We start from the raw sequence: 16,217 nt of genomic DNA, 5'->3' as shown, positions 1-16,217 counted from the left end.
ATACGAACGTATAAGACTTTATTCTCAGTCCCGTTTTCAAAAAAGTCCCGGTTTGATTTTGTATTTAGATAACGGACAACTTGATTTACACATATATAACCAAAAAGCCCAAAAAAATCTTTGGGCTTTTATTGAATTCAACTAAATTTTGATCGAGCTCAGGCTCGCTCCCTGTACGAAAAAGCGTTCAATGCCTTTCTCAACAGATGGGTCCGGAATTAACGGTGGTGCCTGATGCGGCTTCACTCTGGCATCGATAATGATCTGGTCACAACCCCAATGTTTATAGTTGTAACTGCTATTCACACCGTACATATCATGGGACGGATTACTGCGGGTAAATGTCGCCCACAAGAAGTTGCTGAGATTCGCACTCAGGAAAGAACTATCGTCACATAATATAATCATTGGACATGAAGACAGGTCTCCTTTTTCCTTCAGCATGTCTGTAAATGCCTTCATTTCTTGTTCTGTATCCACATAACTGGTGAATGGCACACCCTGAATGGCTACAATTCCTGGCATCACGAGCTGAGGATTGCTATACCCCCGAATATCCTTCAATGTCTCCGATACTTCACGGCACAACTCCCGTTTCTTGTCCCCATAGGCTGCAAATACAACCTTACTGCCGCTGTTCAACCCGGTTCCCGAGTAATCCAGCGTATCGATCGTTGTGTTGGTATGGAAATGAATGTCCCGTTGCAGATCCATTCGTTCCAGGATGTACGTCAAGAATTCCACTTCCCGGTGAGTATCCAGCGGTTGCTGATCTTCTGCTGTGATAAACAAATACTTCGCCAGACTGAGCTGGCCTGTACCCAGAATACGACTCGCAATCGTCAGCAGCTCTGTTGGCTGTTTTACCGTCTGATAAGGTGTATACCGCTCACTTCCAATCGCGAACAGAAGCGGATGCACTCCTGCTGCATCGACCGCATGGACTTCTTTTACACCGGGAACTTCCTGTTTAATCGCATCACCCGTAATTTCATGAATCAGATCCCCAAATGCCGTATCCTCTTGTGGCGGACGACCCACCACGGTAAATGGCCAGATCGCATTCGGCTTGGCGTACACTTTATGCACTCTCATTAGTGGGAACGGATGGGTCAGACTGTAATATCCAAGATGATCACCAAACGGTCCTTCAGGCTTCGTCTCGTCAGGGTAAATATCACCGGTGATGACAAAATCGGCGTCATTACTGATGCAGTACCCATCCTTATAGCTGTAACGGAAACGACGGCCGGCAAGTAGCCCCGCGAAAGTCATCTCACTGAGCCCTTCAGGCAAAGGCATCACTGCAGAAAGTGTATGTGCCGGCGGGCCCCCAATGAAGATGCTCACTTTCAGGGGTTCTCCCTTTTTGACTGCTTTGGCCTGATGAATACCAATTCCGCGATGGATCTGATAATGAAGTCCAATTTCCTTATTCAGTTCATAATCATTACCACTTAGCTGTACCCGGTACATGCCCAGATTGGAGTTCATGATGCCTGGCTTGTCCGGGTCCTCCGAATAGACTTGAGGCAGCGTAACGAATGCTCCACCATCCATAGGCCAATGCTTGATCAACGGCAGATCCGAGATTTGAATCTCTTGCGCGGTTACAGGCAAACTGATGGACTTCTGCTTAGGGAGAGCCTGCCAGGCGGCAAGACCTGTGCTGATATGCTGAAAAGGCGTCTTGAGTGCCTTCATTGGATCATCCCGTACAGCCATGACACGTTGTACACCTTCAAGCGTTCCACGGAACATGAATTTGCTTCGTTCCAGTGTACCGAACAGGTTCGAAACAGCCTGGAACTTGGAGCCTTTCACATTTTCGAAAAGCAGAGCTGGGCCTTTCGCCTCATGCACTTTCATATGTATCGCTGCCATCTCCAAATGAGGGTCAACTTCTTCCTTCACTCGAATCAAATGTCCATGCTGCTCCAGATCATTAATGCAATCTTCCATATTGCGATATTTCATTGGATGGCTCCATTCTGTATATAATAAATTGTTATGTTCATATATTCACATAGATGTGCAGGGGTAGCGGATAGAATAAACGTTGAATCTACTTCACTCTCGTCACCCTACAAATGGATTGATACTCGCATCTCTTCTATCTTATCAAATCATCTGCCACTAAACAAAACAATATATGAGATCTTTCACGCAGCACTCACCAAAAAGCAATATTCAGGCAACAGGAGTCCTATATTCATAAGGACCACGATTGCTTAAATATTGCTAATTGAGCTTACTTAAGATGTAGTCGAAGGTCTGGGAATCGTAACCGTAAACTGCGTTCCTTCTCCAACCCTGCTCTCCACATCAATAGTACAATCATGTAATTTCAAAATTTTAATCACGATGGAAAGCCCTAATCCATTCCCTCTAAGAGCACTGCTCCGTGCTTTATCGACCATATAAAATCGATCGAAAATATACGGAAGCGCCTCCTCGGGTATTCCTTGTCCTGAATCTCTAATTGATACCTTCACGAATGACATGGACATCTCGATTTCGATGTGAATGACACCGTCGGGACCCGTATATTTTATAGCATTGTTGATTAAATTCTGCCAGACTTGCTCAAACAAATCTTTATCAACCGTGATTTCGCAAGGCAATAAATCCAATTCAATCTTGATATTTTTGCGCGCCCACTGGGGTTCTGCTAATACGATCGTTCTTCTTAATTGCTCATCTAATTGGAACGTACTGAGATTAAACGGATGGTGCTCCGAATCCAGCGAGGCTAACCGGAGTAAATTATCACTAAGCCTGGAAAGGCGTAAAGTTTCCTCGTATATGATATCCAGATGCTCTTTCTGCTCTTCCAAAGGGATGACACCATCTTGCAGCGCTCTTGTAAATCCTCTAATCGATGTTAGTGGAGACTGCATTTCATGAGAGACGTTACTGACAAAATCATCACGCACCGAGTCTATTTTTTGCAGCTCACGGGCCATATGATTAAAGCTCTCCATCAGCTCACCAAACTCATCTGGATTATTATGTTTCAACCGGACAGATAGATCGCCTGATGCCATTTTCTTAGCTGCAGCCGTTAGTCTTTTGATAGGTCTCACAATGTACCCAGACATAAACATGATTAATAAGCTTCCTATAACCAGGACAGTCAGTAGCGATATAAATAGTGTACGTTTCACATTATGAAAAATCGATGAAAAATTAATTTTGATAAGGAGCGCATCTTTCTCTTCATTCATCCTGGGAACACCAACGAACGCTGTTTCATCTTTATTGGAAAGAATAAACGCTTCCGTGGTATTTTCATCAAATAATTCATGAACTTTATCAGCTGGAAAGGAAGCAAGCAATTCACTTTGTTCATTCACAGCATTTATGTTCAAGCCATATCGCGCAAAGAGATTCAATCCAGTTTTCACCTTTTCCGGATCATCGATCAGGTTTATCATCGAAGCGATATCTTCGGCAATGGTAACCATGGTATGATTCGGTGTCTTTTCCTGAGGTCGCATGTTTAGTATAAAGGAGAAAATCAAACTGACAATCACAATACCAATAAATGTAGCTACGATTCGTAGGCGCAGGCTTTTACTCACTATTTTCATACAAGCTCCAGACGATATCCTAGTCCTCTGATTGTCGAAATAATCAGTTCCGGGATTGGTTCAAGCCGTACTCTTAACCTTTTGATATGCACATCAACGGTACGCTCATCACCTTCATAATCGATTCCCCATATATCTTCTATAAGCTGTGTACGTGTGAATATTTGCCCTGGCAAACTCGCCAAAGCAAACAACAATTCACATTCCTTCTTTTTCAACTCAACCGTTTGAGCTCCTGCATCTACTGTCAAATTGCTCAGATTAATCGTTGCACCGCCTATATGAATAACATTCGATGAAATCTTGTTGTATCTCTTCATTAAAGATTTCACACGCAAGATTAACTCTACTGGATCAAAAGGTTTTACTAAGTAATCGTCTGACCCTGCATTGAATCCTCTGACTTTATCCTTGGATTCTCCCTTGGCAGTCACCATTAGAATCGGAATATCCATATAAGATCGAATATCTTCGGTCAGTTCAATACCATCTACACGTGGCATCATCACATCTACAATCGCTAAATCAATTTTGGTATGAGACAAGATGTTCAGTGCTTCTTGCCCATCCGCCGCTTCCACCACGGAAAACTGATTGGTTTCAAGATATATTCGAATCAATTTGCGGATATGGGAATCATCATCAACCACAAGAATCGTGTTCATTTATGCATTATCCTTTCCGCAATGTTCATTATTCACAACTGAATTTATTCATATCGTAAGGATTCCATTGGGTCCAGCTTGGCAGCTTTGGATGATGGCATCAATCCAGCGATGATACTAATCACTGTACTTACAATGATTCCGAACACGATATAATATCCGGACAAGTTAATTAGTTTTGCTCCAAAGGCATTGTCCAAGAGAATATTCAACACATAACTAATAATTATCGCAAATACTACCGCAATGATACCACTGAATACCCCCAATAGAGCAGATTCAGAAAAGAAAATTCGCTTGATGTCCTTCTTTCTTGCTCCAATCGCACGAAGGATTCCGATTTCCTTCGTTCGTTCCACGACACTAATGTAAAGCACAACCAATATCATAATACCGGATACGATCAACGAAATGCCTGCAATACCAGACAGAACGATCGTGGCCATGTTCACATATGTCGTGATATTTTCCATGATTTTTGCCGTCTGGGAGCCTGAGAAGCCTGCATCAACAGCTGCTGCATTAATATCATTGACATATTTCATATCGGTTGCATAAGCGTTAACCTGAATTGGCCCAATCGTTATTCCTTTGTCCGTATACATTTGCTCCAACGTCTGTGATGAAATGTAACCCGGTGATTGCTGCATTGGTGATCTTTGATCTGACGCTTCATAAATACCAGATATGGTTATTTCTTTCTCCAAAGTTACCGGTTTATTATTGCCATCCATCTCATTGATATATAGAAACACAGACTTGCCGATCATGGATTCAGCTTGGTCATTCCCGCTTAATTTATTCGCCGTATCGAGGGGTAACAACATCTCATTTTCTACCGGAAGTGTACCCGTTGTTATCATTGCTGGATCAAAAGCATCCGTTAACGTCGTTAACTGCGTAAGTGCCACACTTTGCTTTGCATTAACCATAGTCGATTTGCCTGTAATGGTAGTGATGGTCTCTACATGATCCACATTAGGGAATTTGCGAATGGTCTCAATGTCGGTTGTTGTAAAAGGTTCGCCTGCTGCCATCAAGGCTTGCGGGCCTTGTATATCTTTGGCATCTGCACTGGGCTTCGTTATATCCACAAGCAAAGGGTCCATACTTGAATTGATTTCGTCGTTCATATATGTCGTTATTCCATTACCCAATGAGAGCATCAGGAGTACGCTTAAAATCCCTATCGACCCACCCAATGCAACCAGTACATTACGCTTGCCGTTGAGTTTCATATTTTTGAGAGCCATTTTGAAAGAAGCCAGTAAGCCCAAGTTTCTGGAAGCACCACTACTGCCCTCATAGGTAGTCAAGGAACGATCTTTTAAATGGATATCATCCTTAATCCGTCCCTCCTCTACCTTCACAATACGTGTACCGGAATCAGCTACTTTCTGCGAGTGAGTTACTGCAATGACCAGCATTCCTTTTTGCGCAATGCTGTCCAGCAAAGCCAGAATTTGATCCCCGTTTTCCTTATCCAAAGCACCTGTTGGTTCATCCGCCAAAATAATGTCTGGATTGTTCGATAATGCACGAGCAATGGAAACCCTTTGCTTCTGTCCACCTGACAGCTGGTTAGGCCGTTTATTCAGATGATTCTTCAGCCCGACCTCGGTCAAAATATCTATAGCGCGCTTATTGCGTTCCTTTTCACTTGTGTCCGTCATTTGCATAGCAATCGTAACATTTTCCAGCACAGACAGATGCGGAATCAGATTGAAATTTTGAAACACAAAGCCGATATTATTCTTCCGATAATCATCCATTTCCTTCTCAGTCATGGCACTTAAGTTCTTTCCACGAACAAGGATCTCCCCTTCAAAATCGGAGTCCATTCCGCCAATAATATTCATAAGGGTTGACTTTCCGCAACCCGATTCACCAAGGATCGAGACGAATTCTCCTGTCTCAAAGCTCAAATTCACATCGTGGAGCACAGGAACCTTTTCCTTACCATACAGCGTGTATGATTTCTTCACATGTTTTACTTCTAATATAGTCATCTTGATCTCTTCCTCTCCAAGTCATGCGCTCTATCTGTTTAGTTGATGTTTCACATTCTAACAAATTTGTGTGAACTGATAATGAACTGGACAATCCGCGTCTGCCTGGCAAAAAAAATACACCTGCAGCAACTTGAGGTGTGAACCATATCAAGTCACTGCAAGTGTCAAAAATCAAATCCCTTCAACAATACGCTTCGCCCGAACCTCTACCTGACGGAAAAGTTCTTCCTCATCAATCGTTAGCAGCTGCCTGCCTCTCATTAGCACACGGCCATTCACAATGGTGGTATCTACATCGGCGCCATTCACGCTGTATGCAAGCAATGATTCCAGCTCGTGAACCGGCTGCAAATGCGGTTTCTTCAGATCAATCAGAATCAGGTCGGCCTTGCGCCCAACTTTCAGCACACCTACTTCATCCTGAAGGTTCAACAGACCTGCACTTCCCCGTGTAGACATGTGTAGTACCTCTCTTGCCGACAACCGGGTAGGGTCACCATAATCCAGCTTTTGCAGCCAGGTCGCAGCCTTGATCTCTTCAAACATATCGACGGTTGTCGCACTTCCTGCCCCATCGGTTCCAAGACCCACATTAATTCCCTGTGCAATCATCTCGGTAATTGGGGCAATTCCGCAGCCCAGCTTCAGATTGCTGACCGGATTGTGCGCTACTCCACCACGCATGCCTTTCAATCTGCCAATATCTCTGCGATTCAGGTGTACGCCGTGGGCAAGCAGTACGTGTGCTTTTTCAAACACACCTGCCTCTTCCAAATACTCCGTTGGCGTCATGCCATAGCGTTCACGAATCTTCACAACTTCCTCTTTCGTCTCAGCCAGATGAATATGGATGGGCACGTTCTCCTGTTCCGCCATCGCGATGACTTCCCGCAAAGGTTCTACTGGGCAAGTATAGGGAGAATGCGGGCCATACATCGTCGTAATTCGACCCTCAGCCTTACCCGACCAACGCTGCACCAAATCGACCGCTTCCTGTAATCTGCGCCCTCCGTCATCCTCCACGAATACCATTCCGCGTGTGAGCGATGCCCGAATACCGGTTTCCGTTACCGCTTCTGCGATTTCATTCATGTGAATGTACATATCAGCGTAAGCTGTAGTTCCTGAACGGATCATCTCGGCGATGGATAATTGTGCTCCCCAGTATATATCTTCGGGTGTCATCCGGGCTTCTGCAGGCAGCATCTTACGGTCAAGCCAGTCCATCAGCTTCAGATCATCCGAGAATGCTCGTAACAGACTCATCGGTGTATGCTGGTGAGCATTGATCAGGCCCGGCATTGCCAGTTTATGTTGACCATCCATAATCTCATCACCCGGTTGAGCCTGAATGTGGGGAGCAATCTCTGCGATACGGTCGCCTACAATGCGAATATCCCCCTTGAAGGGGGAATCGGTGTCTTTCATCGTTAAGATTGTGGCTTGCTGGATTAATATACTCATTCGTTTCACAACTCCTCTAGGTTTGGATTGCCTTACTTCCAAATCCGAGGATAAGCCTTCACGTAACGGTAAGGTCAAGATTAAGTTAATTTTTGAGTCGTCATTGTTCTGAAACTTTGGATAAAAGGCTTGGGATCTATGTTGACCATATAAGGATAGACCCCGGTGCTGGTATGTAGATAGAAAAAACCACCTTCATTCCCCATTCTCCGAAAGGACATGTCGAACACTTCAGTAATGTTAAACTCGCGGTATTTGGTTACAATCTTGTCCGAGTACAGGATCATGGACCGATCGCTCTGCAGTACTTTCTGTGCGAGACCCGTCACTTCTCTCTGTACTTTGTAATAAGGCAATACAGCAATGCAGTTCATGATCTCCCTCCGTTCTAGCATGATTATTTGTTCCATCATAGCAGATCGGAGAGCCTGAGCAAAAAAATGATCCAACAACATATATGATTTACGTGATCTTCGTTGTTACTTTCAATGGACAACGAAGTGCTTCCTGAATATGCTGCAAGGAAAGGCATTGTTCAATGTGAAAAACACCATGCGGCAGTTCCGTCCGATACATTCGCTCCGCTACTGCCGCCGCAACTGCTGCTGTTGCATCTGCTTCACGCTCGCCAACCAGCAGCTGCTCGACATGGACTTGTTTGCCCTTTTTCCATCCCACTGCATCTACCTTAACTGCAAACATCGGCTCCCCTCCGGGAATAACCCCAAAAGCCTTGACCGTACCATTACGAAGGGAGGGAATACGCAGTAGCGTGAACAGACCAATACGTTTCGAGATTGCCATGGATCTGGTCATCCAACGGGAATCGAGACATAACCGGGTGGACACCGTTGGAATACGAAGTGTACGAGCAACGACGTGTTGATCCGAAAAGTTAAACCGATACGCTTTCCTGCGGCCCAGGTCTGCGCCAAAATCAATCCATTTACTATCGTGAAAACTTTGCACTTCGGCTGGCTTGCCCTTTTTCATGACCTGATAGGTAGCATTCATCTGATCCACAGTCCACTCCACCGCGGCTTTCCCGTGTTTCTCACCCAGTCCCAACATGACGGTGATGTCCGCTTCGTCCACTTGTTCCATACGGGCACCTGCTTCACGCACAAGCAGATTGGTCACACCAGGCGACAGTCCCACACTGAGCATCGCTGTTGCTTTGGAACGCTGCATTTTGGAATGCAACTGTTCGACCTGACCCAGAAAGTCATAATTGGCCGAAATATCGATATAATCTGTCCCTGCTTTCGCACAAGCCTCGACAAATCGGGTATCCGTCTGGTCCACACACATGATCACCAACTTGACCGATTGAAGCACAACAGGATCAATCGCTTTTCGTACATCCAATTGAAGCGGCTGGACTATACCACCCGTAGATCGGCTGAATTCCTCAGCCCGGTTCATCCGCGTACCTGCCGCCCATACCTTGCCGGGAAACGAGCGTCCCAGTTGCGTACATATCATTTGCCCCACCTGACCATATCCGCCAACAACCCAAATCTGGTCTTTCACAGACTCTACTTTAGATTCGTTTCGCATAATATCCCTCCACCCAGAATGCTCCGAAATAACGTGTAATGTGCGAGAATCCGCATTCTTCCATAAGCTCTATCATTCGTTCAGATGAGATGGGATCCGACTCTCGGCCAAGGGAAGCTGCAAACCGCTCCCATTCTTCAGGCTGAATACCATTACTTAACATGTGATCCTGCCAGGCTTGCATCATGGTTGGATATACAGACGAATGAAGATCGGCATTCACTGCTGCAATAATGAGTGGAGCTCCAGGCTTAAGTCTGGCCGCAAGGTTGGACAGGAACCGTCTTTTGGACTCGATCCCCTGAATAAAATGCAGCATTAGCATGCTTGTCGCCGCGTCGTATACCCCCTCTTCCGGCAACGATTCAAGCGTTATTGATTTAAGTTGCACTCTGGCGTCGACCCCCGCTTCCTGGACTCTTCTCTCTGCTAACTGAAGCATCGGCTGGGAAGGATCTACTCCAGTAAACGTCCATCCCGCATGGCGAGAACCAAGCAGAGCTATTTCCTTACCTCCACCGGCTCCGACAATTAGTATTTTAGCCTCGTTGTTATCCGTGATAGAAGCGGCAAGCAGCCGCTCCATCAGATCATGCATATGAGAATAACCCGGAATTTTCAGGGCTATCGATTGTTCGTAACGGTTTTCATCCGCCGTATCCCAGCTCATAGATGGTTGATTGTGGTCCATCGTACTACACTCCTCATGGATTCAAGTTAGACTTGACTCTTCGTTCGTCTAATTTCATTATAAAAGGATACGCAGAGCGTACAATCCCAGAACAATGGGATATCTGCATGAGGAGAGGAGAAAGCTTTATGACATCACGTATGGAACGGAACCAGCGACTCATTACTTCTCTCGAAAAAGGAACCTGGACCTCGCGCACCTACCGGGAAGCTGTATTGAAACAAATTCAGAATATCGTTCCCTATGAAGCGTATTGCTTCACAACGGTTGATCCACAGACTCTTCTCTCAACGGGTGCCGTGACGGAAGACGGCATTGAAGCCATTCATAATCGGCTGTTCGTTAATGAATACATGGAAGAAGACATACATAAGTATGCTGATTTGATTCGCAGCGGTGAGTATACAGCGATTCTTCGGGCATCGATAAGCGGAAACCCAGTATCCAGCGCTCGATATCATAACATCCTTCAACCAGCAGGTTTCGGTGATGAACTTCGGGCTGTACTGGTCAGTGGCGGAGCCTGTTGGGGGTATCTAACCCTATATCGCAAGACGGAACAACCCTTATTCACGGAAGAGGAGCGACTGAGCATTCAGGCCTGGACACCTTCTATTGCATTGATGTTACGATCCACAAGTCTGACTCTTGTGGACGAGATTAAGAGCGGAAGTCCCTCTGACCCAGGTATTATGATCACATCCGACGCTTTCGAGCTGTTATCCGTGAACGCTCCCGCTCAATATTGGCTATCGCAATTACGTTTACTGGAGCATGTGGGACCAGATGTATTGCCACGCCCAGTCCGTGCAGTCAGTTCGCATTTACAGCGTCAGATTCGTACACATACCGATTCGACAGTTCCGCAAGAGCCTTCCCATCCTTCGCCCTCCAAAGTCTGCATTCAACTCCTGGATGGTCGTTACCTCGTGCTTTATGCCAGCCGCATGCAACAGTTTTCAGGCCCGGATCAGATTGCGATCAGGCTTGAACAGGCTATGCCACAGGACTTACTGCCTTTACTCGCCGAGAGTCATGGGTTGTCCATTCGGGAACGGGAACTATTGGGTTACGTGCTGCGCAGTTATTCTTCCAAAGAAATTGCTGAAGCGATGCATATATCAGCCTACACGGTACAAGATCATTTAAAATCCATTTTTTCCAAAACAGACGTATCCTCCCGCCGTGAGCTAATCTGGTATTTTGTATCCCGTTTCCAGTTGTCTGATGAACCAGCTATTTGAAGGTTATAACCTGGACATACAAAAAGATGCCTTGTCCCATGGGACAAGGCATCTTTGCGCTACATTATGGTGAAGAACATCAGTTAGATCAACACATACGTTATATTTATACGCTTCTACTGCACCATTCTCATGAGTGAAAACTTAGGACTTAGCGGGCTTCGCAGGTTTGATGTTTTTGTTCTTTACCTGCACAGCCACGGGTTCTTGCGGGTGTTCAACCGGATACAATTTGCGGAACAATAACGTCTGCAAGACCAGGAATGAACCGCCGATCATCCAATACAGCGGCATCGCTGCAGGTGCCGAAAGCGAGAAAAAGGCCATCATCAAAGGAGAGATGTATCCCATGATTGCGAACTGTTTTCGTTGTTCCGGAGCCATGTTGGCTTGCGAAACCTTGGCTTGGATCAGATAAATTATTGCTACCACGACTGCAAGCACATAGTCAGGCGCTCCTAATTTGAACCACAGGAAAGAGTGTGAAGACAGCTCCGGCGTAAGCCGGATAGCCGTGTAGATACCTGACAAAATGGGCAACTGAATCAGCAGTGGCAAGCATCCGATATTCAGCGGATTGAACTTATGCTTCTTATACAGCTCCATCGTTTCCTGCGAAAGCTTCTGCTTATCAGCTGGGTCGTTTTTGCCCTCATACTTTTTCTTGAGCGCATCCATCTCCGGCTTCATAGCATTCATGATCACTCGGGTTCCTTGCTGAGATTTTGCTTGTCGCATCATCAATGGCAACAACGCAAGACGGATAACGAGGGTAATCACAATAATGGCTACCCCATAACTTCCATTAAATATCGTTGCGATGTGCTGAATGAGATACGACAGTGGAAATACAACATAATGGTTAAAGAACCCTGGTGTTGATGAATTAATCTCTGAGACGTTGTTACTGCATCCAGCCAGTAGCATAACCGCAAAAAGAATTGCAATTAGGCCATAGATCCGTCCCTTGCCAGATGTAAAAGTGAACCCCTTGCTTGTCTTATGTTCCATATATATCCTCCTCGTTGTTTTGTAGAAAGTACATACAACGAGGAATGGCAATCTGGTTCATCTTCATCCGGGGATTCTCTTCGTCTGACAATTCGACTTAAAGCTTCAGGTCTGTGTTGTCCGTCCAAGGACAAGGTTGGCAATCCAGGTTCCAGACCACCTCCGGCCCCACCTTCCATCCAGTACTCTGTAATGCCGCAATGCAGATGGGCAATATAAGCGTAACTGACTGTGAAAATGAGTCCGAGTGAAAATATATACGGTATCAATTCCTGAAGTTCAAACAAGGGATTCACCCCCTTTATAGGTTAGTTTTTATAGTATAACACTTACATATTGATTTTGCATAAATTCATTGCTGGAAAACAGGTGGATGAATTCATTCCATTCTCAATGTGGACAATTCTAGCTTAGCTCTATGTCTTGCCGTATTAAAAGAAGTCCATGAACTCTCTGCTTCACCCAAGTAGAAGTTGGCTTGACGATCCAACATTTCCCCTTTCAAATTCGGGTACTCCCTCTGGGCAAACTCTCGTAGTAGAGGAACGGCATCAGCAGATAAACTCGCCAAGTAGGATGCATCAATAATGCCTGTCTGATGATATCGTGCAATATTAAGCTCTGCAATACGATTATCCATGCCAACATAGTTGACTGCCACATAGGCTGCAAGGGACAGTACAATATACCAGCGGATCAAGGGTATGGATGTATAACGGATTCGAAGAGCGGCAATAAGCAGCAGCAGGGCCAGAAAAATCATAAATGCATGTACGAGAAATCGAATGTAGGTATATCCGTAAGCCTGTTCATACAGGTTGAGGCGTATAAACGCCGAGTACAGCATGATTGCGGAGCAACCCACCAGGACAAAGAGCAGCACCTGTTGCACAACAGAACCTATTTTGCCGCTTGAACGCGTGAACTGAAGGGCGATGATCAGGATGAAAAAATTAATGCCTGTTACCAGTATCAGCTCCACAAATCCACTTCTTGCATACTCTGCATAGGACAAGTCTGACGGAAGCTGTCCTTCACCCGCTCCAAAAAGGTAAGAAAATTGTACAAGCACAAACAAAACGTACACACAGTTGATAACCAGCAGCATAGTGCCCACAATGACGGGGTCCAATCTAAAAGGTACACGATGAGCTTGAGAATGAATCGTGTCTGGTGAGATCTTATTCGTTGTCTGATTCTCTTGTATGGAATTCACGGAAACGTCTTCTCGCTTTTCGATTTCTGAAGCAGATACAATAGCTTTTTCATTTTTCCAATGTGCATTCTCTCTTTTCTCTGCTTCATATTGCATCGGCTGCACGAATCCCCATACGTAACTGAACAATAAAACGCCCGCAATGAGAATCCAGATCACTCTCGGCAGCCCTGGTGTCAGTGTCAGTTGATTTAACCATTCCGGAAAACCAGATAAATACTGATTAAAAATCCCATCTGCAGAGGAGAGCAGTGCTACGACCACGATGAGGATGGGAACGGATGCGATAAGGCCAATGAATACTTTGAAAGCAGCCGTTTTCTGCGTTTTACCTAACCCACGTCCTCCTGTTTTCACAACAATGCTTGCGACCGTTCCCCAATGACGGATGGATTGTGGCAGCAAATGGTCCATCGCGGTACCGATCAATCCAATGTCCCACCATTGTCTCTGTTTTCTGCCGACCAGATAAGTCATATGTAAAATAATAAGTCCCGGTACGACCAGGAAATTAAGGATACGCAGCGGTTCATTGTCGTATAACAGAAACGTTAGCGCCAGCATCAGCACCACCCCAGCCATAAAAGCATCAATCATGGTCAATGGCCGCATGCGGTCCCCGGCAAACAAGAACATAAAGCCATAAAAGAGGATAACAAAGATGGGATAAGAAACACCAATCTCATTACCATAGAACAAATACTGATGAATGATAGCTAACATTAATGCGGATAGTAGCGTAATTAAAGCGCGGTTGGGTGAAGCCATTATTTTATCAATCATGGGAAAAACCTCCATTAAACTTTCTAGGTTTCATTCTAGATGATAAAATAAGAATATAAATAGAAATTAAAAACGATAAAACTTCTTATTTTATTATATTGCATCAGCTACAACCTCCAGGAGGAATCAAAACCTTGAAATTACATCAGCAATATTTGCTGCTCCATAGCCGGTTTGGTCAACTGTTAGAACATGAAGTAACGCTCTCTGACCTCGCGGAACTGCTCGATTGTACACACCGTAACACGTTAACGATCGTCAAAAAAATGGTTGCCCACGAATGGATTCGGTGGGTGTCCCAGCGCGGACGTGGACGGCGTTCTACACTGACCCTGCTTGTTCCGGCTGACCAAATTGCAGCAGAATACATGATGCAGGCCATGAATCGCCGCGAGTTGCAGCAAGCCGCCGAACAGGTTGGTGCTTTCTCCAGTTCTACGACAATGCAGGATCACCTAAACCAGTGGCTGCTTGGTTATTCTGGACACCATACGGAAGCTGGTAGCCATAACGAGCGGATTGATACGCTCAGGTTACCGATCCGCCAACAGCTGCATGCGCTTGATCCCCTTTACATCAATTTGCTCGCCGAATCTTTTGTCACCAGCCATGTGTTCGACGGGCTGGTTCAACGTAATGAAAATGGAAAGATTGTTCCCTGTCTGTCTCATACCTGGGATGTCAGTTCAGATCGGAAAACATGGTTCTTTTATTTGCGTAAAGGCATTACTTTTCACAATGGACATCTGCTGACAGCCGCGGATGTGGTGTATACATTTGAACGACTGCAATCCACAGAACGACGGACATTATACCGCGATGTGAGCAAACAAATTCTATCGATTGAAGCGACAGATCCTTTGACCGTTTGTTTCAAACTCAAAGCCCCACACGAATTGTTTTTGCCCTTTCTTTCTACGAGCCGTGCAGCGATTGTTGCTTCACAAGCCCCGTACGGGCAACATAAAGATGAAGAAAATGAACCAGATCTACCGAATACCATGCAGAAGCCTATAGGAACGGGCCCTTTCAAGGTCACAACCTGGGATAATCACCTGTGCAGACTTGAAGCTTTTCCGATGTATTTTCAAGGCAGAGCCCACCTGGACCGAGTAGATATTCTACAAATTCCGTGGAGTACCCCTGCACATTTGGATGAAAAACAAGATATCGAATCTCCCTTCTTCCACCTTGTTCATAATCCATCCTCGTCTGAGGGTAGGGACTGGACACAGATTAGTGCAGGCGTGATGGTGCGCAAATTACTCACTTGTAATACACAAAAAACCAGACCGCTAAGCGATCCGGATGTAAGAGCACATGTTCAGGAGTGTATTACTAAATTGTATGGGAATGGCATGAATGAAAGTAATGAAGGTGATCCAGGAGATGCTGATAAAGTGTTGATGAATGCAGAAGAATTGACTTATTTGTCTCAGCACCCTACTTTTGATCTACCTATCCCCTTGCACATCACAACCATTCCTCAATATCGGATGGATGCCAGACGTTTGGCATCGTCATTGGAAATGTACGGCTTCACATGTACTGTCCGCATAGGCACGATGGAGCAATTCAAAGGGAACCTGAGACTGGAATCCGATCTGATTCTCTTCTCCCTGATTCGGGACCGGGATGAAGAATTGCGCAGATACGATCTTTATCTCACTTTATCCGAGCATCTGGAGGACTCTTCCAAGAAGAGTGTACAAGAGATGCTGCAAACCGTTGTTGCTTCGCAAATATCCGCAGACCGAACTGCCGAACTGGATCGGATTGAACAATTTTTGGTGCAGCAGAGTCTATTATTCCATTTAACTGAAAAACCTGTGGAGACTGCTTATCTGCCTTCCGTTCGTGGTCTCTCCTTCAACAGCCAGGGATGGGTAAATCTCCGACACATCTGGTTCCCGTAAAGTAAATGCTCGTTAAACGAGCATAACAATCCCTTCGTTTCAAGATGCGGTAATGATTTTGG

The 16,217-nt window shown here is 45.3% G+C and carries 13 protein-coding genes; 2 read left to right on the top strand and 11 right to left on the bottom strand.

Annotated features, from left to right (window positions below; translation table 11 throughout):
• Positions 1-141 precede the first annotated feature (141 nt).
• From ACDJ58_RS11620 to ACDJ58_RS11585, 8 genes are all read right to left on the bottom strand, one after another.
• Positions 142-1,977: a UbiD family decarboxylase gene (locus ACDJ58_RS11620; protein WP_413378029.1), complete on the bottom strand. Its 1,836-nt coding sequence runs from the start codon at positions 1,975-1,977 to the stop codon at positions 142-144.
• A gap of 278 nt (positions 1,978-2,255) precedes the next feature.
• Positions 2,256-3,584, bottom strand: coding sequence for a sensor histidine kinase (locus ACDJ58_RS11615; protein WP_413378027.1), 1,329 nt, complete (start codon positions 3,582-3,584; stop codon positions 2,256-2,258).
• Positions 3,585-3,589: 5 nt separating this feature from the next.
• On the bottom strand, positions 3,590-4,258 hold the full coding sequence (locus tag ACDJ58_RS11610) for a response regulator transcription factor (RefSeq protein ID WP_413378025.1): 669 nt from the start codon (positions 4,256-4,258) through the stop codon (positions 3,590-3,592).
• 44 nt (positions 4,259-4,302) lie between these two features.
• Positions 4,303-6,267, bottom strand: coding sequence for an ATP-binding cassette domain-containing protein (locus ACDJ58_RS11605; RefSeq protein ID WP_413378023.1), 1,965 nt, complete (start codon positions 6,265-6,267; stop codon positions 4,303-4,305).
• A gap of 174 nt (positions 6,268-6,441) precedes the next feature.
• The gene (locus tag ACDJ58_RS11600) at positions 6,442-7,734 is read right to left on the bottom strand and encodes an amidohydrolase (protein ID WP_413378020.1); all 1,293 of its coding nucleotides are present in this window, start codon (positions 7,732-7,734) and stop codon (positions 6,442-6,444) included.
• An 80-nt stretch (positions 7,735-7,814) separates the two neighbouring features.
• Entirely contained in the window at positions 7,815-8,108 is a 294-nt protein-coding gene (locus ACDJ58_RS11595; protein WP_413378018.1) for a hypothetical protein, read from the bottom strand.
• An 88-nt stretch (positions 8,109-8,196) separates the two neighbouring features.
• A complete protein-coding gene (locus tag ACDJ58_RS11590) occupies positions 8,197-9,294 on the bottom strand; it encodes a saccharopine dehydrogenase family protein (RefSeq protein ID WP_413378016.1) in 1,098 nt (365 codons plus the stop codon).
• Positions 9,278-9,985 (bottom strand): class I SAM-dependent methyltransferase, encoded by a 708-nt coding sequence (locus ACDJ58_RS11585; protein ID WP_413378014.1) that lies wholly within the window; start codon positions 9,983-9,985, stop codon positions 9,278-9,280. The genes ACDJ58_RS11590 and ACDJ58_RS11585 overlap by 17 nt, the downstream gene beginning before the upstream one ends.
• A 128-nt stretch (positions 9,986-10,113) precedes the next feature.
• On the opposite strand from ACDJ58_RS11585, the gene ACDJ58_RS11580 reads away from it, so the two are divergent.
• On the top strand, positions 10,114-11,229 hold the full coding sequence (locus ACDJ58_RS11580; protein WP_413378012.1) for a helix-turn-helix transcriptional regulator: 1,116 nt from the start codon (positions 10,114-10,116) through the stop codon (positions 11,227-11,229).
• A gap of 144 nt (positions 11,230-11,373) precedes the next feature.
• On the opposite strand, the gene yidC is transcribed toward ACDJ58_RS11580, so the two are convergent.
• The 3 genes from yidC to ACDJ58_RS11565 form a co-directional block, all read right to left on the bottom strand.
• Positions 11,374-12,240 carry a membrane protein insertase YidC gene (yidC, locus tag ACDJ58_RS11575; RefSeq protein WP_413378010.1) on the bottom strand — a complete coding sequence of 289 codons (867 nt, stop codon included), beginning with the start codon at positions 12,238-12,240 and terminating at the stop codon, positions 11,374-11,376.
• On the bottom strand, positions 12,177-12,527 hold the full coding sequence (locus ACDJ58_RS11570) for a hypothetical protein (RefSeq protein WP_176854315.1): 351 nt from the start codon (positions 12,525-12,527) through the stop codon (positions 12,177-12,179). Before ACDJ58_RS11570 ends, yidC begins: the two co-directional genes overlap by 64 nt.
• A gap of 92 nt (positions 12,528-12,619) precedes the next feature.
• Entirely contained in the window at positions 12,620-14,239 is a 1,620-nt protein-coding gene (locus ACDJ58_RS11565) for a DUF4153 domain-containing protein (RefSeq protein WP_413378008.1), read from the bottom strand.
• A gap of 134 nt (positions 14,240-14,373) precedes the next feature.
• Between ACDJ58_RS11565 and ACDJ58_RS11560 the strand changes: the two genes are divergently transcribed.
• Positions 14,374-16,155: an ABC transporter substrate-binding protein gene (locus ACDJ58_RS11560; protein WP_413378006.1), complete on the top strand. Its 1,782-nt coding sequence runs from the start codon at positions 14,374-14,376 to the stop codon at positions 16,153-16,155.
• Positions 16,156-16,217 lie beyond the last annotated feature (62 nt).

Origin of the sequence: Paenibacillus taichungensis, assembly GCF_047302525.1 — a bacterium.
In the GTDB taxonomy this organism is placed as follows: Bacteria; Bacillota; Bacilli; order Paenibacillales; family Paenibacillaceae; genus Paenibacillus; species Paenibacillus taichungensis_B.
The sequence above is the reverse complement of the archived record's forward strand: the minus strand, read 5'-3'. Positions and strand labels throughout refer to the sequence as shown.